General features: G+C 60.5%; 22 protein-coding genes. 6 read left to right on the forward strand and 16 right to left on the reverse strand.

Annotation, left to right across the window (positions count from 1 at the left end; genetic code table 11):
* Together AAIA72_RS04795 and AAIA72_RS04800 are read right to left on the reverse strand one after the other, a co-directional pair.
* Positions 1-1,344, reverse strand: coding sequence for a Na(+)-translocating NADH-quinone reductase subunit A (locus AAIA72_RS04795; RefSeq protein WP_369602284.1), 1,344 nt, complete (start codon positions 1,342-1,344; stop codon positions 1-3).
* A 290-nt stretch (positions 1,345-1,634) separates the two neighbouring features.
* On the reverse strand, positions 1,635-3,110 hold the full coding sequence (locus AAIA72_RS04800) for a glyceraldehyde-3-phosphate dehydrogenase (protein ID WP_369602285.1): 1,476 nt from the start codon (positions 3,108-3,110) through the stop codon (positions 1,635-1,637).
* A gap of 201 nt (positions 3,111-3,311) precedes the next feature.
* Between AAIA72_RS04800 and mfd the strand changes: the two genes are divergently transcribed.
* Positions 3,312-6,749, forward strand: coding sequence for a transcription-repair coupling factor (gene mfd, locus AAIA72_RS04805; RefSeq protein WP_369602286.1), 3,438 nt, complete (start codon positions 3,312-3,314; stop codon positions 6,747-6,749).
* Positions 6,746-7,531 carry a hypothetical protein gene (locus tag AAIA72_RS04810; RefSeq protein WP_369602287.1) on the forward strand — a complete coding sequence of 262 codons (786 nt, stop codon included), beginning with the start codon at positions 6,746-6,748 and terminating at the stop codon, positions 7,529-7,531. Before mfd ends, AAIA72_RS04810 begins: the two co-directional genes overlap by 4 nt.
* On the opposite strand, the gene AAIA72_RS04815 is transcribed toward AAIA72_RS04810, so the two are convergent.
* The 8 genes from AAIA72_RS04815 to AAIA72_RS04850 all read right to left on the reverse strand — a co-directional run bounded on the left by AAIA72_RS04815 (position 7,485) and on the right by AAIA72_RS04850 (position 14,558).
* On the reverse strand, positions 7,485-8,231 hold the full coding sequence (locus AAIA72_RS04815; protein WP_369602288.1) for an S-methyl-5'-thioinosine phosphorylase: 747 nt from the start codon (positions 8,229-8,231) through the stop codon (positions 7,485-7,487). The two genes, AAIA72_RS04810 and AAIA72_RS04815, sit on opposite strands and share 47 nt — an antisense overlap.
* Entirely contained in the window at positions 8,228-9,337 is a 1,110-nt protein-coding gene (locus AAIA72_RS04820; protein WP_369602289.1) for a mechanosensitive ion channel family protein, read from the reverse strand. Before AAIA72_RS04820 ends, AAIA72_RS04815 begins: the two co-directional genes overlap by 4 nt.
* Positions 9,312-10,337: a beta-N-acetylhexosaminidase gene (gene nagZ, locus AAIA72_RS04825; RefSeq protein ID WP_369602290.1), complete on the reverse strand. Its 1,026-nt coding sequence runs from the start codon at positions 10,335-10,337 to the stop codon at positions 9,312-9,314. Before nagZ ends, AAIA72_RS04820 begins: the two co-directional genes overlap by 26 nt.
* Positions 10,334-10,834 carry a L,D-transpeptidase family protein gene (locus tag AAIA72_RS04830; protein WP_369602291.1) on the reverse strand — a complete coding sequence of 167 codons (501 nt, stop codon included), beginning with the start codon at positions 10,832-10,834 and terminating at the stop codon, positions 10,334-10,336. Before AAIA72_RS04830 ends, nagZ begins: the two co-directional genes overlap by 4 nt.
* Positions 10,835-10,873: 39 nt before the next feature.
* Positions 10,874-11,539, reverse strand: coding sequence for a TetR/AcrR family transcriptional regulator (locus tag AAIA72_RS04835; protein WP_369602292.1), 666 nt, complete (start codon positions 11,537-11,539; stop codon positions 10,874-10,876).
* 150 nt (positions 11,540-11,689) lie between these two features.
* The gene (locus AAIA72_RS04840) at positions 11,690-12,895 is read right to left on the reverse strand and encodes an ammonium transporter (RefSeq protein ID WP_369602970.1); all 1,206 of its coding nucleotides are present in this window, start codon (positions 12,893-12,895) and stop codon (positions 11,690-11,692) included.
* A 204-nt stretch (positions 12,896-13,099) separates the two neighbouring features.
* Complete coding sequence (locus tag AAIA72_RS04845) at positions 13,100-13,645, reverse strand: macro domain-containing protein (RefSeq protein ID WP_369602293.1); 546 nt, start codon at positions 13,643-13,645, stop codon at positions 13,100-13,102.
* A complete protein-coding gene (locus AAIA72_RS04850; protein WP_369602294.1) occupies positions 13,629-14,558 on the reverse strand; it encodes a hypothetical protein in 930 nt (309 codons plus the stop codon). The genes AAIA72_RS04845 and AAIA72_RS04850 overlap by 17 nt, the downstream gene beginning before the upstream one ends.
* 91 nt (positions 14,559-14,649) lie before the next feature.
* Here AAIA72_RS04850 and AAIA72_RS04855 point away from each other — a divergent pair, with 91 nt between their 5' ends.
* Together AAIA72_RS04855 and AAIA72_RS04860 are read left to right on the forward strand one after the other, a co-directional pair.
* Positions 14,650-15,282, forward strand: a complete 633-nt coding sequence (locus AAIA72_RS04855; RefSeq protein ID WP_369602295.1) for a riboflavin synthase subunit alpha — start codon at positions 14,650-14,652, stop codon at positions 15,280-15,282.
* Positions 15,273-16,742 (forward strand): rhomboid family intramembrane serine protease, encoded by a 1,470-nt coding sequence (locus tag AAIA72_RS04860; protein ID WP_369602296.1) that lies wholly within the window; start codon positions 15,273-15,275, stop codon positions 16,740-16,742. Before AAIA72_RS04855 ends, AAIA72_RS04860 begins: the two co-directional genes overlap by 10 nt.
* A 10-nt stretch (positions 16,743-16,752) precedes the next feature.
* Here AAIA72_RS04860 and AAIA72_RS04865 read toward each other — a convergent pair whose 3' ends face one another.
* Genes AAIA72_RS04865 through AAIA72_RS04880 form a run of 4 tightly spaced genes read right to left on the reverse strand, consistent with a single transcriptional unit; the run spans position 16,753 to position 22,125 of the window.
* Positions 16,753-18,174 carry a tol-pal system YbgF family protein gene (locus tag AAIA72_RS04865; protein WP_369602297.1) on the reverse strand — a complete coding sequence of 474 codons (1,422 nt, stop codon included), beginning with the start codon at positions 18,172-18,174 and terminating at the stop codon, positions 16,753-16,755.
* Positions 18,175-18,177: 3 nt separating this feature from the next.
* Positions 18,178-19,128 carry a DNA polymerase III subunit delta' gene (holB, locus tag AAIA72_RS04870; RefSeq protein ID WP_369602971.1) on the reverse strand — a complete coding sequence of 317 codons (951 nt, stop codon included), beginning with the start codon at positions 19,126-19,128 and terminating at the stop codon, positions 18,178-18,180.
* Entirely contained in the window at positions 19,128-21,176 is a 2,049-nt protein-coding gene (locus AAIA72_RS04875; protein ID WP_369602298.1) for a transglutaminaseTgpA domain-containing protein, read from the reverse strand. Before AAIA72_RS04875 ends, holB begins: the two co-directional genes overlap by 1 nt.
* Positions 21,160-22,125, reverse strand: a complete 966-nt coding sequence (locus tag AAIA72_RS04880; RefSeq protein WP_369602299.1) for a DUF58 domain-containing protein — start codon at positions 22,123-22,125, stop codon at positions 21,160-21,162. The genes AAIA72_RS04875 and AAIA72_RS04880 overlap by 17 nt, the downstream gene beginning before the upstream one ends.
* 137 nt (positions 22,126-22,262) lie before the next feature.
* Between AAIA72_RS04880 and AAIA72_RS04885 the strand changes: the two genes are divergently transcribed.
* Positions 22,263-22,877, forward strand: a complete 615-nt coding sequence (locus AAIA72_RS04885) for a hypothetical protein (protein WP_369602300.1) — start codon at positions 22,263-22,265, stop codon at positions 22,875-22,877.
* 57 nt (positions 22,878-22,934) lie between these two features.
* On the opposite strand, the gene AAIA72_RS04890 is transcribed toward AAIA72_RS04885, so the two are convergent.
* Both AAIA72_RS04890 and AAIA72_RS04895 read right to left on the reverse strand, forming a co-directional pair.
* Complete coding sequence (locus tag AAIA72_RS04890; RefSeq protein WP_369602301.1) at positions 22,935-23,501, reverse strand: DUF6160 family protein; 567 nt, start codon at positions 23,499-23,501, stop codon at positions 22,935-22,937.
* A 194-nt stretch (positions 23,502-23,695) separates the two neighbouring features.
* Complete coding sequence (locus tag AAIA72_RS04895) at positions 23,696-24,253, reverse strand: DUF6160 family protein (RefSeq protein WP_369602302.1); 558 nt, start codon at positions 24,251-24,253, stop codon at positions 23,696-23,698.
* Positions 24,254-24,616: 363 nt separating this feature from the next.
* On the opposite strand from AAIA72_RS04895, the gene pabB reads away from it, so the two are divergent.
* Positions 24,617-25,837, forward strand: coding sequence for an aminodeoxychorismate synthase component I (gene pabB, locus AAIA72_RS04900; RefSeq protein WP_369602303.1), 1,221 nt, complete (start codon positions 24,617-24,619; stop codon positions 25,835-25,837).
* The last annotated feature ends 1 nt before the right edge of the window (position 25,838 follow it).

Here is a 25,838-nt window from a genome sequence, read left to right on the forward strand (position 1 = left end):
TCAGCCCTCGATTTCGATTCGAGTGAGCACATCCCGGAGAATCGGGCCATATTCGTACTTGCCCGGACAGGCAAACGTACAAAGCGCCAGGTCCTCTTCATCCAGTTCCAGTGCACCCAGTTTGGCGGCCATCTCGGTATCCCCGACAATCAGCGCACGCAGCAGCTGGGTGGGCAGGATGTCCAGCGGCATCACTTCCTCATAGGTTCCCACAGGCACCATGGCCCGCTCACTACCATTGGTATTGGTGGTGAACCGGTACCGGGCGGGCTTGATGAACTTGCTGATATAGATGTTCAGCAGGGAAAACTTGTCCTTGCCCGGGCTCAGCCAGCCCATGAATTCCTTCTTGTCGCCCTCTTCCAGACAGCTGACCTGGTTGGCGTAGCGTCCCAGATAGGCGACCGGACCACGACCTGTACGACCCCCGAAGATGGAGCCGGAAATCACCCGGTGCTTGCCGGGCAGAAGCTCACCTTCCGTAATATCCGCCAGGGAGGCCCCGGTCAGGGTGCGCACGAGGCGCGGATTCTTCACGCTCGGGCCGGCCAGTGCGATGACGCGCTCGGCACTGCGTTCACCCGTGGTGAAGAGGCGCCCGATGGCGATAACGTCCTGATAGCCGATGGTCCAGACAGACTTGTGCTCGTCCACCGGATCCAGGAAGTGGATATGGGTACCGGCCAGACCGGCGGGATGCGGGCCATCAAAGGTTTCCTGCTGCACGATGCCGTTGGCCGGCAGCTTGAGTTCGACGCCCGGCCTGGTGCAGACAAACACCTTGCCTCGGGTCAGCGTACTGATTACCCACAGACCGTTTTCAAAATCCTCGCCGGCTTCGGCCAGGATGACTGCCGGATCCGCAGCCAGGGGATGGGTATCCATGGCCGTGACAAAGATGGAGTGAGGCTCGGCATCCTTCGCCGGCACCTTGCTGAACGGCCGTGTGCGGAACGCGGTCCACTCACCGCTCTCGATGAGCTGTTCCACCACAGCTTCCCGCTCCAGACTGCTCAGCTCAGCCTTCTCATAGCGCTTGAACTGAACGGCTTCATCGCCTTCAACGTCGATCACCAGCGACTGAAAAACACGTCGCTCGCCACGATTGATCTCGGCGACCACACCGCTGGCCGGTGCCGTATACTTGATCCCTTCGTTCTTCTTGTCGGAAAACAGGAGCTGCCCACGCTTGACCCGGTCACCGGGCTGCACGGCCATGGTAGGCTTCATACCATGATAATCAAAGCCAATCACCGCGACCCGCTTGACCGGATGACCCGCCTCGATTACTTGCTTGGGTGCTCCAGCGATGGGAAGATCCAGGCCTTTACTGATTCTGATCATTGAGCCCCGCCTATCACCAGAGTAGTTGGAAAACAGTCACCAGCGCACGCCAATCATGTTCGATTTTTTCGAGCGCCTTGGACCCGCCAAAAAACCGCCCCAATTATAGGGACCTTTGTTGTTTTTTTCCAATGAAAAACCAATCCTGCACTGCCATCCCAGGCCGCACGATTTCCGGCATCTTGATGCAAATCAAATGCGTTACGACTAAAGTCATACATGTGCATGCCCTGAACGACAAAGCCCCGCACAAGACGGGGCTCTGCAGCGGCAGGATGTACTTGCCGGTGTCAGTCCATGAACCTGGGGAACACCGGATAGGTCACACCCGCCATCTGATTGACCAGACGCACCACCTGGGCGCTGTAACCGGCCTCGTTGTCGTACCAGACGTAGAGTACCACACGGTCACCGTTGGCTATGGTAGCCACGGAGTCCACGATCCCGGCATGGCGTGAGCCGACGAAATCACTGGAAACCACCTCGGGTGAATTGACGTAGTCAATCTGCTTCTGCAGCGGCGAGTACAGAGCCATTTCGCGCAGGTAGTTGTTGATTTCGTCCCTGGTGACTTCCTTTTCCAGCGTCAGGTTCAGGATCGCCATGGACACATTGGGAATGGGCACCCGGATGGCGTTGCCGGTCAGCTTGCCAGCCAGTTCGGGCAAGGCCTTGGCCACCGCCTTTGCCGCACCCGTTTCGGTGAGCACCATGTTCAGCGGCGCACTGCGACCGCGACGGGACCCCTTGTGGTAGTTGTCGATGAGGTTCTGGTCGTTGGTGTAGGCGTGAACGGTTTCCACGTGACCGTTACGGATACCGAACTTGTCCTGCACGGCCTTCAGTACGGGCGTGATGGCGTTGGTGGTACAGGAGGCTGCCGACACAATGCGGTCTTCATCGGTGACGGTATCGTTGTTGATGCCATACACGATGTTCTTGATATTGCCCTTGCCCGGCGCAGTCAGTACCACGCGAGACACACCCGGACACTTGAGGTGCTGGGACAGGCCTTCTTCGTCACGCCATACGCCGGTATTGTCAATGACAATGGCATCGCTGATACCGTATTGGGTGTAGTCCACCTGATCCGGGCTGGACGCGTAGATGACCTGGATATAGTTACCATTGGCGATAATGGCATTGTTTTCAGCATCGACCGTGATGGTCCCCTGGAAGGAGCCATGCACGGAGTCACGGCGCAGCAGCGAGGCCCGCTTTTCCAGATCGTTTTCGGCCTTGCCCTTGCGCACCACTACGGCGCGCAGACGCAGGTTATTGCCACTGCCCGCCTTTTCAATGAGAATGCGCGCCAGCAGACGACCGATGCGGCCGAAGCCGTACAGGACAACATCCTTGGTGGTGCCCCGGCTTGCCGTTGCATCTTCCTCGGTGTACTTGCCCACCACCTCGGCCACTTCTTCACGCACGAAGCTTTCCAGGGATGCGTAACGATCCTTGTTGCGGGCAAATTTGGTGGCCAGCTTGCCGATATCAATGTGGGCATGGCCCAGGTTCAGGCTGTCCAGAATCTGCAGAATGGGATAGGTATCGTGCACGGAGAGCTCATGCTCTTCCACCTGACGCACGAAGCGGTGCGCCTTGATGATGCCAATCACGGAGCGATTGATGATGGCGCGCCCGTAAATTGACGTCACGACATTGTTCTTGCGATACAACCGCCCAATCAGCGGAATCATGGCCTCTGCAACTGCTTCCCGGCTTTTCCAGTCCGTAAAACAGGCATCCAGTTTTTCCTGACTCACCTCGATCACCTCATTGCATTCTGGTTATGGTCCCGCGAACATGTCGTGACCCGCTCGCTGGCGACCTTTATGTCTGCGCTCGGCGCGCGCGTATTATCCCCTTTCAGGAGGGGTAGTTCAATGTTACCTCCCGGGCCGGGCCTGTGACTGAGGGAGAAAAGTCAGTATCATTCCCCTCCCCGCAGAGGTTTGAACACATAGGTGAGCGCAAGTTTGATTGAAGCCCGGTTTCTCGACATCCTGAAAAAGCACGACACCGCCCACTGGCCCGAGCTGCCGCTGAGTGCCTGGGGCTGGTTGCTGCCCCGGATCCAGGACGCGCTGCAAAGCCCGATGCTGGTGCTGACCAGTCAGCCGGATGACGCCGAACGCCTGGTCAACGCCCTGCGCAGTCTGGGAGGCAGTCGCCTGGATGCCCGGCTGCTGCCCGACTGGGAAACCCTGCCCTACGACAGCTTTTCGCCGCACCAGGATATTGTCTCGACCCGGATCCGCTGCCTGCACGACCTGGCCAACAGCAAGGTGGACATTCTGGTCTGCGCCATCCCGGCAGCCATGCACCGGCTGGCCCCCATGTCCCATCTGCAGGGCACCGTTTTCCGCCTCCGCCTGGGTGACCGGCTGGACCCCGCCGCATGGCGCACACGCCTGGTGGAAGCCGGCTACCGGCTTGTGGATACGGTCTACGAGCCGGGAGAATTCGCCGTGCGGGGCGCCATTCTGGACGTGTTCCCCAGCGGCAGTCCGCTGCCCATCCGCATCGAACTGTTCGATGAGGAGATTGACTCGCTGCGCACCTTCGACCCCGAAAGCCAGCGCTCCCTGAACAAGCTGGACAGCATTGATCTGCTCCCCGCTCACGAGTTCCCGCTGGATGCGGAGGCGGTCGAAGCCTTCCGCCAGCGCTTCCACACGCACTTTGCCGAAGCGCCCCGCAACATTCCGCTCATTGACGAGCTGAAACAGGGTATCGCGCCAGCCGGCATCGAGTACTGGCTGCCTCTCTTTTTTGAAAAGACGGCCACTCTGGTGGATTATGTCCCGGACCATGGTACGGTGGTCTGTCTCGGATCCTGGCAAGAGGCGGCCCGGCAGTTCTGGGAGCACGTCTGCCAGCGTTACGAAGATCTCAATGTGGACCCCAGACGGCCACTGATGGCACCTGCAGAGGTATGCCTGACGCCCGATCTTCTGGCCCATGCCACACATCAGCGCAAGCGTGCCGTCACCCGGGCCGCATTGCCGGCCGACGGCATTGGTCCGCTACCGGACATTCATGTGGAAGAGCGGGCTTCAGATCCGCTGGCAAGGCTGCGCTCCGCGCTGGACACGCCCGGCTTTCGCGCCATCCTGTGTGCCGAATCGGCGGGGCGCTGCGAAATCATTCATGCCCTGCTGAACCGCCATGATCTCGATCACGCGCTGTGCGACAGCCTGGATGACGCCCTGAACAGCGATGCCCGACTGGCACTGTGCGTGGCGGACATTCAGGGTGGCTTCGTATGGACGGAGTCCGGCCGCGCCCTCATTACCGAACAGGATCTGTTTACGGGCTATGTTCCGCAGAAACGGCGCCGGAAAAGCACACAGGACGAGTTCGAGAACGTCTTCCAGAGCCTGACCGAACTCAAGCCCGGCGCCCCGGTTGTCCATATCGAGCATGGTGTGGGTCGTTACCGCGGACTGGAGCGCATTTCTGCAGGTGGTGTGGAGCAGGAATTTCTCGTCCTCGAATATGCGGAAGGGGCAAAGCTGTATGTACCGGTCACCAGCCTGAACCAGATTTCCCGCTATACCGGACTGGACGAGTCGCTGGCACCGCTGCACAAGCTCGGTTCGGAACGCTGGAGTACTGCCCGCGAGAAGACGCTGAAGAAGATCCGTGACACGGCAGCCGAGCTCCTGGAAGTCTATGCGCGCAGGGAGGCCCAGAAGGGTTTTGCCTTTCCGCCACCGGACGAAGCTTACGAGGACTTTGCCGCGGCCTTCCCCTTCGAGGAAACACCCGACCAGCGATCGGCGGTAGAAGCCGTCATCCGGGACATGACCTCCGAGCGCCCCATGGACAGACTGGTGTGCGGCGATGTGGGATTCGGCAAGACGGAAGTGGCCATGCGTGCCGCCTTCCTGGCCGCACACGCCGGCAAGCAGGTGGCGGTTCTGGTGCCCACCACCCTGCTGGCCCAGCAGCACTTCGAGTCCTTCACCGACCGTTTTGCGGGCACCGCCATCACCATCGAGCTTCTGTCCCGCTTCCGCAGCGGCACACAGACGGACGACGTTCTGAAGCGGCTGGAACAGGGCAAGGTGGATATTGTCATCGGCACCCACAAGCTGCTTCAGCCTTCGGTGAAGTTCAGGGATCTGGGCCTGCTCATCGTGGATGAAGAGCACCGGTTTGGCGTCAACCAGAAGGAGAAGATCAAGCAGTTGCGCGCCAATGTGGACATTCTGGCCCTGACCGCCACCCCGATTCCCAGGACACTCAACATGTCGCTGGGCGGGCTGCGCGACCTCTCCGTCATCAGCACGCCACCCCAGAAACGGCTGTCCGTCCGCACCTTCATTCAGGAAAAAAGCGCGGGCATCATCAAGGAAGCCATCCGGCGCGAGCTGCTCCGGGGCGGACAGGTGTTCTATCTTTACAACGAGGTCAAGACCATCGAGCGCTGCGCGCGCGAGCTGGCCGAAATGATTCCGGAGGCGCGAATTGCCGTGGCGCACGGTCAGATGCGGGAGCGCGACCTGGAAAAGGTCATGTCGGATTTTTACCACAAGCGCTACAACGTTCTGGTCTGTACCACCATCATCGAAACCGGCATCGACATTCCCTCGGCCAATACGATCCTGATCGAACGGGCGGACACGTTCGGCCTGGCCCAGCTTCACCAGCTCCGCGGCCGTGTGGGCCGTTCCCACCACCAGGCCTATGCCTACCTGATGACGCCGCCCCCCAGCGCGCTCAGCAGCGATGCACGCAAGCGGCTGGAGGCCATTGCCGAAGCACAGGATCTGGGTGCCGGTTTCATCCTGGCCACGCACGACATGGAAATCCGCGGTGCAGGAGAGCTGCTGGGAGACGAACAGAGCGGCCACATGGAAACCGTCGGTTTCAGCCTTTACATGCAACTGCTGGAGGAAACGATCAAGGCCATGCGCGAGGGACGCGACCTGTCACTGGAAGACACCGGACCTGCAGGCTGCGAAATCAACCTGCGGGTCCCGGCGCTCATTCCTGACAGCTACCTTCCGGATGTCAACCAGCGCCTGCGCCTCTACAAACGTCTGTCTTCCTGCCGCTCGGAAGAGGAGCTTCAGGCCATCCAGGTGGAAATGATCGATCGCTTCGGTCTGCTTCCCGAAGAAGTGAAGCACCTCGTGCGGCAGACACGGCTGCGCATGCAGGCCGATGCGCTGGGCATCACCCGGATTGATGTCGGGGCCCAGCAGGGCACAGTCGAGTTCGCCAAACACACCCGGGTGGATCCCATGCGTCTCATACAGCTCATCCAGTCCCGGCCGGACAGTTACCGGCTGTCAGGCGGCGACCGGCTGACCCTGCTGAAGCCTCCCAAGGAACCGGAAGAACGCGTACACTACATCGAACATCTGCTGACCCTGCTGGAAGCCCGGACATGACTTTGAAAAATGCCCTGTTTGCCCTGTTTTTGCTGACTGTGTCAGGCTTGTCGCCGGCCGCACCGGGAAGCGATGATCTGAGGGCCTACAGACTCAACCTGATCCTTTTTGAGCACCTGAGCGAAAATTCCGATGAACAGGTCCCCTTGCGGGACCATCCGGTAAAACCGGCGTTTGACCGGGTCATCCTGCCGGATACACCGCTCATGGAGAACCAGATACAGATCAATGAGGATACGGAATTCGATCTGGCCGACAGCCTGATCCGCCTGCAGCGCTCGCGCCGCTACCGGGTGCTGTGGTCCGGTTCGGTGACACTGGTCATGCTCCCGGATACCGAGCATCACCTCAGCCTGACCGGACCGCTCAATGCCCAGGGTATTCCTCAGTTTGAAGCTGTTGTGGACTTCAGGCGTTCACTCTATCTGCATGCGGGTGTGACGCTGAATGTGCCGCAGTGGTCGCCCTGGTCCCATGTGCTGCTGGACACCGTCCTGCCTCCCGACAGAAGCGTCAGGAGAAATGGTTATCCGCCCTACCCCGCACCGTTACCGGATATCGAGAACCGCGATCGTCAGCTCACGGGCTGGATCACGCTGGAACAGGCTCAGCGGCTCAAGATCGGGGTGACCACCTATTATGATCACCCGCGCTACAGTGCGCTTGTGCGCGTGGAGCGGGCAGAATTGCCGTCTCCGGAACAGGTACCCGAAGCGGGTACCCGCGGTGACGTGGTCAGACCTCTGTCGGCGCCGCCAGTACCGCTGTCAGCACAGCCCTGATCCGGTCGATGCTGCGGGCGATCACCGCCTCGATTTCCGCCATGGTAATTTCCCGCTCCACCTTGCCGGCAGCGGGATTCACCACGTAGGACAGCAGCGCATATTCCAGTCCGGCCTCCCGGGCCAGCACGGCTTCGGGCATGGCAGTCATGCCCACCATGTCACAGCCATCCCGTTCCATGCGAACGATCTCCGCAGCAGTTTCCAGCCTCGGCCCCTGGGTGACACCATATACGCCGCCATCCATCAGGGCCACCCCTGCCCGCTGTCCGGCCTCAAGGAGGGCCCGACGCAGGGAGGCCGTAAACGGAAAGCTGAAATCCACATGGGTGACGTGATCCAGATCCCCCTCAAAGAAGGTTGACGGGCGGCCCCAGGTGTAATCAATCAGCTGGTCCGGCACGACACAGACACCATCGGTCAGGTCCGGATGGATGCCCCCCACGGCCGTCACACCGATGACCCGGGTCGCGCCCGCTTCCTTCAGGGCGGCGATATTGGCCCGGTAATTGACCTGGTGTGGCGGAATGCGATGCGGACGACCGTGCCGGGCAAGGAAGATGACCTCCTGGCCGTTCAGCACCCCTTTTTGCAGGGGGGCGCTGGGTTCACCCCAGCGGGTCGTCACATCCAGACTTTCCAGGCGGGACAGACCGGGCAATTCTGTCAGTCCGGTACCGCCGATGATGGCCAGTGTCATGATCGGTTCTCCTCCAGCAATGCCACCTTCACCGGATCCGGCAGATCAAGCGTACGTGTGGGAAAGGCGACATCTGCACCATGTTCACGAATAATTTCATAGATGCGCATGAGTACGTCCTGCTTCACCTCGTGGAACCTGACCCAGTTGGTGGTCCGGGTAAAGGTGTAGACAAAGAAATCCAGGGATGACGCCCCGAATGCATTGAAGTTCACGATCAGCGTCTGGGTCGTGTCAATCTCGGGATGATTCTCCAGCATCTCACGTACCGCTTTCACAATATCACCCAAGGTATTGAAATCGCAGTAACGGACGCCAATGGTTTCGTAGATGCGCCGATTCAGCATGCGGGACGGGTTTTCCACCGAAATGCTGGTAAAGGTGGCATTGGGTACATACAGCGGCCGCTTGTCAAAGGTGCGGATCCGGGTCAGCCGCCAGCCGATATGCTCGACCGTCCCCTCGATTTCCTTGTCCGGAGAGCGGATCCAGTCCCCGACAGCGAACGGACGGTCCAGGTAGATCATCAGGCCACCAAAGAAATTGGCCAGCAGATCCTTGGCAGCAAAGCCCACCGCGATTCCACCGATCCCCCCGAAAGCCAGCACGCCGGAAATGCTGTAACCCAACGTCTGCATGATGACCAGAACCGACGTGATGATGACCGAAGCGCGAAGAATCTTCGACAACGCAGACACGGTCGTGGGATCCATGGGCTCCTTCATCTTGTCCGGATTGACCAGGATATGCTCGGCCCCGGAAATGAAACGCACGACGAACCAGGCCATCAGCGCCACCACCCCCACCTTGCGGATGGGGCCAATGACTCCGAAGATTTCCGCATTGGTCACGGACTGGGCAATTTCCGCCGCCCAGGAAATGCCCAGCAGCCAGATGAGGGCGATGGTCGGTGTACGCGCGGCCTCTACCAGCGTGTCATCCCAGAGATTTTTGGTGCGTTCGAGTTGCCTGGCGGCTCTCAGAAACAGGCGTTTGACAATGAAGGCTACCACCAGCGTGACAAACACCAGCACAAAGATTTGTGCCATCTTGCTGTCCGACAACGCATGCAACCCCAGACTATCCCATATGCTGGCGACGTCCATTCAAGACCTCCTCCACGTGCTGTTTGAGCTTGTCCCAGTTCCCCGCCTGCGCCGGGTGTTTCCGAAGGCGCGCCCGGCGTCCGGCCGAACCGGCTTCATCAGGCAGATTGTCCAGTTCATCAAGCCGCCTGAGAGCGTCGTAGACGCCCTTGCGATCATTGCAGAGCAGCACCACGTCTGCACCGGCAGACAGCGCACGAACCACCCGATCACCCGCTTTCTGCGGACCCGCTCCCTGCATGCCCAGATCGTCAGTCACCACCGGGCCTTCAAACCCCAGCGTCTCCCGCAGATAACGTACCCAGGCAGAAGACAGCGCCGCAGGAACGGCTTCCAGGGCAGGCACCTGAACGTGACTGAGCATGACGCCGGCCCGGGGCAGCACCGCCAGTGCGTCACGGAAAGGCACCAGATCCTCGCTCCCGATCTCCGCAAGGGGCCGCAAATCCTGCGCCATCCCCACGTGAGTATCCACGGTCACACCGCCGTGACCAGGGAAATGCTTGAGCACCGGACAAAACCCGGCCAGCAGCAACCCTTCCGCGGCAGCCTGAACACACTGTGCCACTTTCCGGGGGTCCGCACCGAATGCCCGGTGACCAATCACCTCGTTCAGACCGCGATCCAGATCCGCCACCGGTGCCCAGGTCAGATCAAATCCCAGCTCGTCCAGTTCATGCGCCATCACGGCACAGGTGGCGCGGATACGCCCCAGCACCCGCTCGGGGGCGTCATCGAAGTCCGCAGCGAGCGTGGCCATGGGGGGCACGTCCAGCACACCCTCGGTCAGACGACGCACGCGCCCGCCCTCCTGATCCACGGTGATCAGCAGATCCGGCCGCAAGGCGCGGATTTCCCGGATCAGCGCCTTGCATTGCTGCACCGATTCCAGATTGCGCTGGAACAGGATGACGCCTCCAACCCAGGGATTGAGGAGGATGCTGCAATCATCGTCTGTCAGCGTGGTCGTTTCAACGTCAACGATCAGGGGTCCGTTCATGGTTCAATCCATACCTGGGTGCCGGCCGGCGCCAGTGTCCACAGGGTGAGCAAGTCAGGGTTGTGCATGCGGATGCAGCCATGCGAACGGGGAATGCCCATGGGTTCCGTATCCGGCGTGCCGTGTATATAAATGTAGCGGCGCATGGTATCACAATCTCCGCCCCGGTTGCGCCCCGGTTCCAGGCCGCAAAGCCAGAAGATCCGGGTGAGAATCCAGTCACGGTCAGGAAAGCGGGCAGCGAGTTCCGGGGACCAGATTTCTCCCGTCGGGCGTCGTCCGGCAAACACGGCATTCAACGGTGCACCCTCTCCAATGCGCGCCCGGATGTAGTGCCGGCCACGTGGCGTGCAGCCTGACCCGCTGCGCTCCCCTGCGCCGTTGGCCGCAGTGGAAATCCTGCACGTCCAGCGGAGCGTTCCGGATTCGATTACGGTAAGCGTCTGGTTTGCCAGCTGAATGCGGATAAGCCGCTCATGTTCGGGGATCAGTCTCATGAGCGGCAGTGTATCGAAGGTCCGTGCCGCAATAAAGCGTCAGTTCGGGGCAGCGCTTTTTTCCAGCGCAGGATGAACCGGCGCCCTGAGACCGGCGGCAACAAACGGTACCAGTCTGCGGGCGATATCCTCGATGGATGTGGTCACGCCCAGACTATTTTCCAGAATGCTGTCCAGCGCCTTGTAGGAGGACATGGTAAATGCCGTCGCACCCAGCATGAACTGCATGCGCCAGAATCGCTCCACCTGATCCAGTTCCGGCGTGGCTTCCCGGATCAGACGCATGAAGAGCCTGAATTCGGCTGCATACTGCTGCTCCACGTACTTGCGCAGGTGCCCCTGAGACTGGGTGTATGCCAGACCAAGCAAGCGCATGAACCGGGCCAGTGCTTCTTCCCCTCGACCGGGCGCCGCATCCAGAATGGAAGACGTAACGACGTACAGCAGCTCTTCCAGCGCGACGGGAGTTTCCTGGCGGGCACGTGCCTCCAGCTTCGCCCGCAGACTGCGGGTAAAGGGATTCAGGAAGCGGGAAAAGACAGCCTGAATGAGCGCATTTTTGGAGCCGAAATGGTAATTCACGGCAGCCAGATTAACACCAGCCTTGCTGGTTATCTGGCGCAGCGAGGTCTCGGAAAATCCGCGCTCTGCAAAAAGCTCTTCCGCCGCATCCAGTATGCGGTCAACGGTATCGGACTGGGCCATGTTAGGTTATCTGTTCCAAACACTTGTTTGAAACATACGTTTGGATGCAGCCCGTGTCAAGAGGTAAATTTACCACCCGCATCACGCAGAAGGCCCGCCGGGGCGGGCCTTCTGCCAGGACTCAGCAAGCCGGAACTCGCCGTCGCGATCTTACTTGTTGTCGAAGTTGGTGGCTTCAATGCGATGGAAGGTCAGGTCAGCGCCATTGTACTGCTGCTCATCATCCATGCGCAGCCCACCGGCGAGCTTGCTGCACAGCCCATAAAACAGGAAACCGCCTGCCAGAGCCACCGCAACGCCTGCCAGCGTCCCGATCACCTGACTGGCCAGGCTCACGCCTCCCAACCCTCCGAGCGCAGTCTGACCAAAAATGCCGGCAGCAATACCGCCCCAAACGCCACAGAGACCATGCAACGGCCAGACACCCAGTACGTCGTCCACCTTGTGCAGCGATTTCTGCATCCACTCGAAGGCAAACACGAAGAAGGCACCGGCTGCCCCGCCCACAATCAGCGCACCCACTGGATGCATGATATCCGAGCCCGCACACACGGCCACCAGTCCGGCCAGCGGACCATTGTGAATGAAGCCCGGGTCATTGCGGCCCACAACCATTGCCACCAGGGTGCCACCCACCATGGCCATGAGACTGTTGACCGCCACCAGACCCGAAATGCCTTCAATTTTCTGCGCCGACATGACATTGAAGCCGAACCAGCCCACAATCAGGATCCATGACCCGAGAGACAGGAACGGTATGCTGGACGGCACAAAGGCCACCACCTGCCCGTTCCGGAAACGGCCATGACGCACCCCGACAAGAATAATGGCTGCCAGTGCAATCCAGCCACCCACAGCATGCACCACCACCGAGCCTGCAAAGTCGTGGAAGCTGCTACCGAATTGGGTCTCCAGCCAGAACTGGAAGCCATAATTGCCATTCCAGATCACACCCTCAAAGAAGCTGTAGACAAAGGCCACACAGAGTGCGGATGCGGCAAGCATCGGATAGAACCGCGCCCGCTCTGCCACGCCACCTGAGATGATCGCAGGAATGGCTGCGGCAAAGGTCAGCAGGAAGAAGAACTTGACCAGCTCATAGCCATTGTTGGCAGAGAGCACCTCTGCACTCTTGAAGAAATCCACACCGTAGGCCAGCTTGTAGCCAATAAAGAAATAGGCAATGGCCGAGGTACCGAACTCGGTGAGAATCTTCACCAGGGCATTCACCTGGTTCTTGTGCCGGACGGTGCCGACCTCCAGAAATGCAAAGCCTGCATGCATGGCGAGCACCATGATGGCACCCAGCAGCACGAACAGACTATCCACACCTGATGCCAACGCCTGTACAGTCATACTCTCTTGCACGTCGAATCCTCGTTCTGGTTTTCGGTTGAGTTTTGAAATCTGTGCACAGCGAGAAAGCACAAACCGGGCCACGTGATGGATTCACGCGCTATTTCAGTGCAATAGAAAGAATTTTCGGGGGTGGAGTGGCTAATTCCAGAATCAAAGAATCAATTTTTGCATCATCATGGTGCACCCAGGAAAGATAGCGCACTATTTTGAGGCGTTGCCGCCGCCGCGACTGCCGTCCAGGGCCTGCTTATAGTGCATCGCCATATCATCAGAGAAAAGGCAGAAGGTGACCTCGGCGGGCAGATCATGACTGCTCAGCCAGTCGCGCACTTCCCTCACGGCAACAGGAGCCGCCTCTTCGGGAGGATAACCAAATATACCGCAGCTGATGGCCGGGATGGCCACATGCCGGATATTGTGGGCTTCACAACAACGCAGGATGGCGCGGTAACAATCCTTCAATTGCTGCGCCTCACCCTGCAAGCCACCCCGCCAGACCGGTCCGACCGCATGAATGATGTATCTCGCCGGCAGCCAGTAACCCGGCGTCAGACGGGCCTCTCCCGTGGGACAGGGTGCGACCTGGCGACAGGCATCAATCAGTTCGGGACCCGCCGCCCGGAAGATGGCACCACACACACCCCCACCGGGCAACAATCTGTCATTGGCGGCATTGACGATGGCGTCCACCGCCAGCCGGGTGATGTCACCCACATGCAGGTGCATGCGCTCATCCGGCGAGCGCATCGTCCAGCTCCCTGATGCGCTTGCGCACGGTTGCCAGCTCTTCTTCCACGCGCCGCATGGCCCGACGCGCCTCAATGATGTACTCCAGATACAGACGGAAAGCGGCGGCACTTTCCACGGCCCGCAACAGCAGGCGCTTGTGGCTGAGGCTGACCAGCCGCGCATAGCGGGGATGTTCGAGGCGGGGGTTCCACGGCGCAAGTGCCTGGAGCTTCCAGACCAGCGGCTCCCCGCCTTCCAGCAGTTTCAGATGGGCCAAGGCCCGATACTCCAGCAGACGCCGTGTTGCGCGCAGCTCCTCATAAGTCGGCGCCTTCGAGAACAGGCGTCGCACAGGCGGCACCCATGTCAGGCCACTGGCCACCATCACGGCGAATCCGGTTCCGGCGATCCAGGCCGGTGCAAAGCCCATCCAGCCAATGAGAAACACGGCCAGCCCCAGCAGCATGGCCAGCAGCCAAAGATCGCGCTTGCGCTTGGCGATCAGCAAATTGGCCGTGTCAGGATAGTCGCGCATGGCGAGCAGCTCATCGTTGACCACATCCAGCGCATCACGCAAGGCCACCAACCTCAACAGTTCCCGGCGCTTCTGCTCCAGTGCCTCCCTTTCCTTTCTTAGTGCCTCCGGGTCCGGCCGGGCTTCGGCGCGCCCTGCACCACCGGATGGGCCATGCTGTGGCGCTGCAGGCTGAGCGTCCTTCCTTGCAGCCGGCGGCCGCGAAGCCTCAACGGGTGTCTTGCTGGCCTCCACCGGTGAAACAGTCGTGGCGGCTCGCATGGCTTCCCGGCGCTCCTTCCTGCTCTGTTCCAGAGATTCGCGAATCGGGTCCGGCTCACCCAGCTCACCCCGGGCTGCGGCACGGAGCGTTTTGACATCCAGACTGAGGTTGTTTCCGTGATGAACTTTAGCCATGATACGCTTCGCCAGTGTCAGCAACGCCCATAAAGAGGGCTTTGGCTCATTACAGACAACCCCCGGCGGGTTGTCAATGCGGAGGACTCACGTGTTTACCGGAATTGTTCAGGGTACAGCCCGTCTCGTCAGCGTGGAACGCCGTCCCGCCTTTGCCACCTATATCCTTGATTTCGGGGCAGACAAGACAGGGACAGCCATCGGCGCCAGCATCGCCATTCAGGGGGTTTGCCTCACGGTGACTGCCGTGGAAGGTTCGCATATACACTTTGACCTGATGCAGGAAACCCTCAAACGCACCAATCTGGGGCATCTCAAGCCCGGCGACCGGGTCAACTATGAGCACGCGGCGCGCTACGGGGACGAAATCGGCGGTCATGTGGTCTCCGGGCACGTCCACTGCACCGTCCCGGTGCTGGAAGTCACCCGGCCCGACGAAGACAATGCCACCGTCACGCTGGCCCTGCCCGCGGACTGGGGCGACTACATTTTCGAAAAGGGCTTCATTGCCCTCAACGGCGCCAGCCTGACCGTGAGCAATCGTCAGGCGGACCGCTTTTCCGTCCACCTGATCCCTGAAACCCTCCGACAGACCACCTTCGGTGACATTCGTGAAGGTGAGCTCGTCAATCTCGAAGTGGACAGTCAGACTCAGGCCATCGTGGATACGGTGCGGCGCATGCTGCCTGACATCGTCAAAAGGACTTCTGAGTCATGCTCCTGATTCTGCCTGCCGAACACGCCGTTGACTGGCGCAAGCCGCCGGTGTTCACCCTGGCGCTGATCGTGCTGTGCGTGCTGGTCTTCACCCTGTATCAGGGCAAGGATCAGGACAAGCTTGATCAGGCGCTGGCACTCTATCAGTCCGCTGAACTGGCTGCACTGGAGGGGCCGCAGTACGAAATCTACCTCAATCGCCGGGTGCATATCGACAAGGCGCCGCTGGAAGACCTGCTGGAAGCGGCAAAGACCGTCTTTGAGGCACAAAAATGGGATGAGCTGTCCGAACTGATGGTCATGGACCGCGCATTCTTTCAGGAACTTGTCCGTACCGGCAAGGATGTGTGGGACACCACCACATACGAACGCTGGCTGCGCAACCGCACCGAGATCAATACACGCTGGATTGACCGGATCAGTGCCCATGCAGCGGGCCTCACGCCGGCAGACGTGCGGCTGGCCAACCTGATCACCCACCAGTTCCTGCATGGTGGCTGGGATCATCTTCTGGGCAACATGATCTTTCTGTTTCTTCTCGGCTTCGGCCTGGAGAAAATCCTCGGCGGACTCCGGATGACAGGGGTCTATCTTGCCACAGGCGCGCTGGCCGGCCTGTTTTTCACCCTGATGGCGAGTGATCCCTGGGTGCCGCTGGTGGGGGCATCCGGCGCCATTTCCGGACTCATGGGGGTCTACGTCGGCCTGTATCGTTTGCGCAGCATCCGCTTCTTCTACATGCTCGGCCCCTACTTCAACTATTTCAGGGCGCCGGCGCTGGTGATCCTGCCCGTCTGGCTGCTCAAGGAGGTTTACGCCTGGTTCAGCGAACCTGGTGCCCAGGTGGCGTACATGGCTCACGCAGGCGGCCTGGTCGCGGGATGGCTGGCGTCACTCTACTTCACGCTGGTGAAAAATCAGGAGGTGCCGGAGGCCCAAGCCGGGGACGCCGGGGAAGCGCGCCTGCGCAAGCAACTGAGCTATGCGCTGGATGCCCTGAGTGAAGCGCGATTCGACCAGGCACTGGACAGACTCTGGACTCTGCACGAGAAACAGCCCGGTCTGCCCCAGCTGGAAAAACCGCTGACCGCCCTGCTTTCGCAACGGCCCAAAGATCCCCGATACAGCCAATGGATGCAGACTTCAGTCAGCGCACTGATCCGGCGGAGCGCCTTTGCAGAGGCTCTGCCCACCATCAGGGCAATGAGTGAACCAGCCCCCAGGGCGGCCGGTGAGCTGGCCCTGCAGCTCTTCAACCGGGCCCTGGCCGAGGGCCAAGTCGAAGCGGCCGAGAAGGCGTTTGCCATCCTGACCAGTTGTCAGCCGGATCCCCTGGTGGTGGAAGATGCGCTCCAGACGCTGATTGCGCGACTCAGGGAACTGAACCTTGCCCTGAAAGCCGGTCAGTACCAGAAACGGCTGGAGGAGTGGCAATCGCGCCACCACCGGGGCGATTCTCCCGTTTGACGGACGCCGGTCAGCGACCGTCAGCCAGCGTGCCGTGCTGATCCAGTTCTGCCAGCAGGGCCTGCGCTTTCGCGGCCCGCTCAGGATAGCGCTTTGCCACAACCGTCAGGAAATTGCGGGCCTTGGCCGCATTGCGCACGTGATTGGCCAGAATCCGGGCGGTCAGCAACAGGGCGTCCGCTACCCACATGGGTTCGTTTGCAAAGCGGTTGTGGTAGTCCTTGAGCATCCAGAGGGCCAGACGGGTATGCCCTGACTGATAGAGACTCTCCGCCGCCTGAAAGACGCGCTCGGCATTGGATGGCAGCCATCCGGCATCGGCCTTGCGGCAGCGTTCGATCAGCGCCGCCAGATCTGCAGCGTGCGTACTCAGCACGAAATGTTCCATGAACACCCGCTGCAGGCGGAGAATGCGGTCATTGTCATCCATTTCCACGAGAATCCGGAACAGCCGCGGCACCTGCTGTGTGTCCTGGCGATGACGCTCCACATAACCTTCCAGTGCACCGGCCGCGGCGCGAAAGTCGCCTTCACGCAGGCGCAGATCCACATCACGGAGTGTCTCGTTATCGGACCGGGGGCCCTGCTCTGCCGGCAGTTCCTCGCTGCTGTCCGCCGCATAGCCGAGCCGATCCTGATACTGAAACAGCAGGTACCCCATGAGATGAAATGCCACGATGGACAGGTAACTGGCACTCATGCCCGCCAGTGCCTGGGCGACCGCCGGACTGAAATGCTGCCACATGAAGTCGGTCACCACTCCGGCTCCCAGCACCAGCAGCACCAGATAGCCATACAGGACAAAATAGGGCCACTTCAGGGCAGACATGAGGGCCAGCCAGCGCAGCGGGTTCAGTGCCTCGCCAAGCTGTCCTTCCAGTGCCAGAAGCATCACCGTCGCCGGCAGCGCGAGCAGGACAGCCAGCATCACGATCACGCCGGCCACCGGGCCCAGGAAACGGGCGCTCATTTCCACGGCGGCCGCCATCACCACAAAGATCACCACCTGCTGGATCACCAGCACCAGGCCGCCTCCCGAAAAGGCCACGCCCAGGGGAGGCGGCGACAGTTCACCTTCACTGGTATGCTCCAGGACCGCATAGAGATAACGCGTCTGCGCGGCCAGAAGCAGCAGGGACACCGCCAGACTGAGCAGACCGGGGGTCATGAAGGCCGGTAACAGTGTACAGATCAGAATGAGGACCAGCGGCGCACGCCCCAGCGGATAGACAAAAAAGGCGCCCAGGCGGTTCCAGAAGGGAACGGCGGTATTTGCACTGCCCAGATAACGCAACGGTGCCCGGCACAAGGGACAGTGCCCGGTACGTTTGTCATTGACCGGCACACAACGGGAACAGAGCAGGCGCTGACATCCGCGGCACTGCCAGCGGGCGGCTTCCAGGGGGTGATAGTAGCAGTGTCTTTCGCTCATGTTCTACTTCAGCTCTTTCATGTCCCGCCGCACCTGCATCAGCCAATGCTCCCAGACCAGCAACGGGTTGAGATTGCGTTTTTCCATAAAGCGCCTGCGGATTTCCGCCAACCGCTCATACGCCATGGCGACCACGGCCTGCAACGCGTCCTGAACCGGTCCGCCCGCCACCTGGCGATAAAGGATGCGCATGAGCCCCTCCAGGGTATCCCCCTGATCCAGTCCGGACCAGCGGGTTGCCAGCTCCGTGAGCGTGACTTTTCCGGCCAGCCAGGCCTGCCAGTCCGACTCGAGCTGTTTCAGCGCCCTGACCCGGCCCTCGGCGTCCGCCAGCAATTCGAAAGGTGCCAGCCCCAAGGCGAGGCCGGCCTCAATGACATCTGCTGACGGCGCCTGATCCCCCTGACCGGCAAGCCACTCGCGCACCACGGCGGCATCGGGAACCGGCACGACCATCTGCGCGCAGCGGCTCCGGATGGTGGGCAAAACCGTACCCGGTGATGCCGTGCCCAGCACCAGCGTGGCATAGGCCGGTGGTTCCTCCAGTGTTTTCAGCAGGGCATTGGCCGCCGCCAGCGTCATGGCCTCCGCGGGATCCAGAATCACCAGCTTGGCCCGCCCCATCTGGGGGGTTTCCCAGACAAAACGTGCCATCTGACGCAACTGGTCCACGGAAATTGTGGGCCGGTCTTCCGGCATCACCCAAAGCACATCCGGATGGCTGCCCTGCGCCAGCAAGCGGCAGGCACGGCACTGCCCACAGGCCGCCCCGGTTTCACACAGGAGGCGCCAGGCCCAGTAGCGATAAAGCCACGGTCGCCCCAGCCCTTCGGCCCCGCTGACCAGCCAGGCGTGTGCAGCACGATTCTGACGCAATGCACTGTCCACCGGTACAAAGGCCTGTGCCAGCCAGGGCGGCAACTCACGGTCAGGCGTATAGTCAGGGTATTCCATCAAGACAGCGCACTCCCGGGTGTGGTCTGCGATTTCCGGCCACGCAGCCTAATCTTTCGGAGGTGCCGTTTCAACTCTTTCAGGCGACGGCCTGTATCCGCTGCCGGATTATTCGTTGCATAGAGCACCGTTTCCACTTCAAAACACCAGGCCTCCAGCCTCTCCTGCGCATCCGGCCAGACCGCGCAACACAAGCTCACGGCTTGTCTGACCGTCGCGTTCTCCGGTACCTCAAGCCCCTTGCGACGCAGGTAACGACGCAACCAGTGCCCGAAACGGGCAGCCGGATCCTCTGTTTGCCGTTGCCTGTCACCATACAGGACCCAGGCGGCCATCAGCAGAAAGGTCAGACAGGTGACGGCAATCAGCGCCCAAAGCAGGGTTCGGAGATCAGTTCGCCCCAGCAAGGCCTCAAGAATGGATTTCTGCCTGGCGTCATTGAACTGGACCACCCACTTGTACCACTGAAAGTTCACCTCTTCCATGCGATTCGAAAGCCAGGCCCAGACCGGCACATGACGGTAGCGGCTCAGGGACAGGGGGGCGTCTTCCAGGAAGCTGCCCTCCCCGGCCACCGCATCCTGCAGGCTGCGCTCAATGCGCTCCGGTGCCACCCAGGCGGTGGGGTCCAGCCTCACCCAGCCCTCCGGGCCCAGCCAGGCCTCTACCCAGGCGTGAGCGTCAAATTGTCTGACCACCAGAAACCCACCATCCGCGTTCCAGGTGCCGCCCTGATATCCGGCAATTACCCGGGCAGGAATCCCCGAAGCCCGGAGCACGTAGGCCAGGGCACCGGCAAAGTGTTCACAGAAACCCCGTCGGGTGGAAAAGAGGAAGGCATCAATGCGATGCGCCCCTTCCAGTTTGGGTGGCCGCAACGTGTAGGTATATCCCCCCTTGTAGAACAGGGCCTGAAGCGCCGCAATACGCGATCCGGCATCCGGGTAACGCTTTGCAAGCGCCTCACCCAGCGCCCGCGCCTGCGGGTTGGCATAGCGTGGCAGCGCCAGAAAACGCTGAGCATCCGCCCAGGGCAAAGCGGACGGTGCGACAGCCGCCTCCGGCCAGACGTCGTACACTGCCGGATGATTGAGGGGGGATACGAAACGGATGAGATCATCCGGGCTTCTGTAGACACCATCCCCGGTCACATTGGCGACACCAAGCGCGAACCCCCATATCCGGTTATGGGGTTCCACCCAGACCCGGTAGGCGGGCTCGGCGCCGGCCCGGAGATTGGCCTGTACCGCCTGCACATCACGCTGCTTCTGAACCGGCGTCCGGTACCAGCGCTGACCATCAAAGCCGTCCAGAATGATGGCACGCCAGTAGAGGTCGGGCTGTGCCGGTCGCGGCCCGGCAAAGGTGACCCGAAAGGCCCGTTCATCCGACTGCACCAGATCGGCCACCTCCCCGAAATTCAGATCCTCTCCCAGTCCGGTAAAGGCGCCTTCACTCTGCACCGGCATGCGCCAGAGGGGGGCAAGCCGGGGGGTAAACACGTAAAGCGCCGCCGTCAGAGGTATGGCGAGCAGGACAATGGTCAGGCTCCAGCGACCGGCACGGTGCCAGGACAGCGCGGAAAGTACCCCGTTCAGCGCCATCAGCGCCATGAGTACGCCGGCATAGACGCTCATGACATAGAGTGTCATGAGCACCGATTGACTGAAGAGAAAATTCAGCGCGGCAAGAAACAAGGTGAGATAGTTGAACAGATAGGCATCCCGCCGCGTTACCAGTTCCGACAGCTTCAGGCAGTATGCCAGCATGAGAAAGGCCACGGCGCTCTCCACCGTGTACTGCCAGCGATAGGCCAGCACGAACAGCAGACTCAGCCCGACCACCATGAGGGCCCGGACAGCCTTTCCGGGAAAGCGCAGATATCCTTTGCGAATCCCCAGCCGCCACAGCACCATGCCGGCAAGGAGGCTGGTCAGCCAGAGCGGCACACGCAGAACATGGGGTATCACCGCCAGCACCAGTGCAGCCAACGCCCAGTTCACGGCCTCCGGGGTCAGTTCCGGGTTGTCTTCAAACGCGCGTCGCATCACTGAATCCCCACCGTGCCAACGCATCCAGGGCCTTGCGACGATGGCCCTCGCCCTGCCCCGGCGCGAGTCGCTCCCGGCCGAGAATCAGGCCAAACCGGCGCGATGCCCGGCTGCAGGTTTCCACCCACCCCGCCAGTACCGACAGCCGGTATTCGGTGTCACCGCGGATCGCCTGCATGTCCAGCCACACTTCCGACTGACTGGCGGTATCCAGGGTCTTGACCAGCCACTGATCATGCGCGGCGACGTGTCGCCAGCTGATGCGCGTGACCGGCTCTCCAGGCTCCCAGTCACGAAGGTCTGACAGTTCATCGCCTGCGGCCGTGCGACGCGCCTGCGCAGTGCCGTCATCCATCTCATTGCGCGCCCCCGGGAAAGGCCCTTCCACCGGCTTGGGCCAGACCCACAAGGGAACGCGCAGGCGCTGCCAGCTCCAGGCGCGAATGAGCCCGAAGGGTGCCGTGGTGGTGATCAGCATGCGCCCGGGATTGAAAGGGCCGCGTCGCCCCAGGCGACACCTCAGGGACACATCGCGGGTTTCTCCCGCCGCCAGGTGGACCTTCTGCCACCCCACTCCCGGCCATCCCAGTTCAACGCCCACATGCGGATGTCCTGCCGCGGCCACCCGCAGCATGACCAGCCCGGTCTCCCCCGCATGGCCCGACTCGGCCTGACGGAAAGCCACATGAAGCCCGGAAAGGTTGCGATAGGTCCAGACAATATGGGTCATGAATACGGCCAGCGAAAGAAAGGCCATCGCCAGCATCATGCTGTTCTGATAATTGACCCCCGAAAGAAACAGGAGCACCACCAGCATGAGAAAACCCATGCCCCAGCGGGTGGGCAACACATACACCGTGCGCTGAGTGAGGGTAAAGGCAGGCGCTTCGGGACTGCGGGCATCAATCCAGCGGCCGATCCGCTCCCGTACGTTTGCTTTCAGCACAGATGAATCCTGAAACACGATCTTTACCCAGTATATACGCAATCCGTACGCAAAATGCGACAAATTCGCTTGAACCCGCGCGCCAAACGGGTAAAACTTGTTCATATCTAACAGCCTCAAGCGATCAGGATACCACCATGAAAACACGCCATGTGATTGCAAGTTCCGCTGTCCTGGCCGTTGCGAGCCAGTTGGGGCTTGCCGAAGTCAAATCCCTGTCGGGTGATGAACTGACGGAAACCTACGTCAAGGATTCCACCATCATTGTTGCCCCGGTCAAAAAGGAGCCGGTGAAAAAGAAAGTGGTGACCCTGACCATATCACCCGGTGAACCGCTGCGCACGGAAACCGATGATGCCTCGGAAGTGAATGCCTGGCAGGCGGCAGAACAGGCAGCCAAGGCCGAAGCGGAACTGGCGGCACGTCAGAAACTGGATGAAGCGGCCCTGCAGGCGGTGGCCAACCTGCCCCCGACCAAAACACACACCATCAACGTGGCGGGTGTACCAGGGCTGACCGTCCCCGAGGGGCCGTTCACGCTGGATCAGATTCTGAATACCCAGCCGAATCAGCTTCCTTATGGCAACGAGCTGAACATTTCGGGTGACACCCAACAGGTTCGCATCACCATCGGCAACCTGCCGGGCGTGGATCCCATTCAGTTCCAGAAAGGCTTTGAAGGCAGCAATATCCAGCTTGAGCCACGGGCGGCTGGGGGATTTGATCTGATTCTGAATGTGCCGAATCAATAAGCCATGAAGGCATAAAGGATGGTGAAATCACCATCCTTTTCTTCCGGAATTATCCAATCAGAACAACAATTGCGTGCCGTTGCTGCGGTGGACGTACTGGTATTGCTGGCCGTTGATATCGTAGAGATTGTTGAGCGGTGCGTTGAGAATGATGATGCCCTGTTTGGTCAGGAACATCTGATCGGCCACGTTGACCACTGTATCCGACGTGGTGATGTCGATGGGGGTGCCGGTTGAGAAGGCGTTGGGCTTGAAATTGATGACCGCCGCGCCATGATCCGCGATGCCGTCCCCGTCCGTGTCCACCTCACCCATAGTGGTGGGCAGGAACATGCTGAAGATGCCGAAAAGACCCGCGGGCGAGCCATAGGTGGCTCCTTTCATGTTGATGCCGGTCGTGTTGACGACGCCGTTGGCAGAGGCACCACCCGGCGTAATCACTTCACGGTTGCCCTGGGGATCGGTATAGATGATGGCGTCATAGGTAATGTCGCCACTGATGGCAATGGTGGGTGAACCCTGGCCGGTTACCGCATTCATGCCGGCATCATCCAGAGGCTTGAGGTCCGCTAGCGCAACGGGTACACACGCACAGGCCACGAGGGCACAGAGTGTCCGTTTCATGGTTGATCCTTACCTTACCTTGCTTCACAGCGTCTTCGCGCTGCTTCATTTTCATTGTTTTAGTTTTTAGTAGGCTCATTCTGGTGAGCCGGGTGTTCGGCGAAACGGTACTGCAGTCTTGTTTTTCGATTTCCAAATGTGACGAAGGGCGCTTGCGCGCCCTTCGAAGGTCGTTGTTTCAGACAAGTCTGAAATTAACGGCCAGAGATCACCATGGAAACATCCTTCAGGTGGATGCCAGCCATTTCGATGCCACCCATGCTGGAAGCCTGCACGTTGCCGGAGCCAGCGTTACCAAATACACCCATGTCACCAACCTTGAAGTCAAGACCAGCAGCACCGGTGTTCAGCACCATCGCGATACCGCCATGACCTGAGCCGTCCACTGCGCCATCAATGGCAACATCAACGTTACCCGCAATCGCGATATCAGTTGCAACAAAACCACCTACGGGCTGACCAGAAGTAAGACCAGCAGGCGCACCGGTGCCCAGCGTTACAACGTTGGTGGCGCTGTCATAAGTTTCCAGATCCACTGTCCACTTGAATGCTTCGATGGTAACACCAGCGTTGGTGTAGTCACGGTTCAGCGCATCACCAGTGGTAGTACCCAGAGCAACTTCTACCAGCAGACCGCTCTGACCAGTGGCCGCTTCCAGAGTGGCGTCGTCAACAGCTTTCAGCTCGGCATTGGCAGCCAGGGGAGCAGCAGCGATAGCAGTAACCAGAACGAGTTTTTTCAGGCCTTTCATTTCATTTCTCCTAGATATTTTTTTTATTGCTACGTAATTTGCCCTTTCGGGCGTTTTGAGATCGACTGTCAGACAATCGATCCCGAAACCTGATAATTGTTACTCTAGTCTTCCGCTTTGTAACTTTCCGTGACTGGTCTCACAGTTCACGTATTTTTCAAAGCATCCGTCTTTCGTTACAATCCCGGCACGTTGTGTTCCGTCTGGATCATCACCGTACCGTTGAGACACATCCTATTAACGAAACCCTGGCGATTCCGTGACTCCATTCACACTCCGTTACAGCGCGTTTCAAAGCGTTAACCAACGCACAGTTGGCGAGCCATCGTGACGTTAACTGATCAGGTTTTACACACATTTGATGTGGCGGCCCGCACCTCCGGGGAGGCCGGGCTGAGCGTCTGGCTCACCTGTCCGGCACCGGACGGCCCCTACGAGCCCTTCAATCAGCTCTTCACCCGTCCGGAGTGGGTGCTGACGGCCGGGCAGCAGAAGACCTGCACACTGACGCTGCACGGCGAACAGATCCGCCTGAAGGCACACTGGCGCGCCGTGGCGGAATATCTGCGCACCCTGACGGGCCACTGGCTGGCGGGCTATCTGAGTTACAGTCTGGCGGAACAGCAGATACTGGGGCCGGATCCGAGACCTGCGGATGCCCTCCCGGGCCTGGTGATCGGCGGATTCAGGTCGCCCTCGGATCAGGTACCTGAACCGGACGCCCGGGCATCAGCCTTTCGGCTGTCCGCACCGTTCCAGCCCCTCTGGGAGCGCCCGGACTACGTGGCAGCCTTCGAGCGGGTTCAGCACTACATCCTTGCCGGCGACTGTTACCAGATCAACCTCACCCAGGCGCTTCAGGCCCCTTACCAAGGTGACCCGCTGACCCTGTTCAGGGCGCTGGTCGGACGTTTCCGGGCACCGTTCTCCGGTTACGTGCAGTTCAACGGACAGGCGGTGCTGTCCTTTTCACCCGAGCGCTTCCTGCGCATCGAAAAGGATCAGGTGGAGACCCGCCCCATCAAGGGCACACGTCCCCGGCGCGCCGATCCCCTGGCCGATCATCAGGAGGCCCGCGCCCTGCTGGCCAGCGAAAAGGACCGTGCGGAAAACCTGATGATTGTGGACCTGCTGCGCAATGATCTGGGGCGCTTCTGCGTGCCCGGTTCCATCCGGGTGCCGGCACTCTTTGCACTGGAGCGCTACAGCAACGTGCACCACCTCGTAAGCACCGTCACCGGCACGCTTCGCGAAGCGGTCACACCACTGGCCGTACTGGAAGGCTGCTCGCCGGGCGGGTCCATCACCGGCGCACCCAAGATCCGGGCCATGCAGATCATCCGGGAGCTGGAGCCCCTGCCCCGCGGTGTCTATTGCGGCAGCCTGTTCTATCTGAGTCCGGAAGGCGTGCTGGACAGCAGCATTGCCATCCGCACCCTGACAACGGATGGACGGCATATCCGCGTCTGGGGCGGTGGCGGTGTGGTGGCCGATTCGGCAGCGGATCCCGAATTCGAGGAATCCATGACCAAGATCCGCCACCTGATTGAGGCCATTGAGGCGTTCGGTACCGGTGCGGCGTGAA

Source organism: Thermohahella caldifontis (assembly GCF_041153465.1).
Classification (GTDB): Bacteria; Pseudomonadota; Gammaproteobacteria; order Pseudomonadales; family Oleiphilaceae; genus Thermohahella; species Thermohahella caldifontis.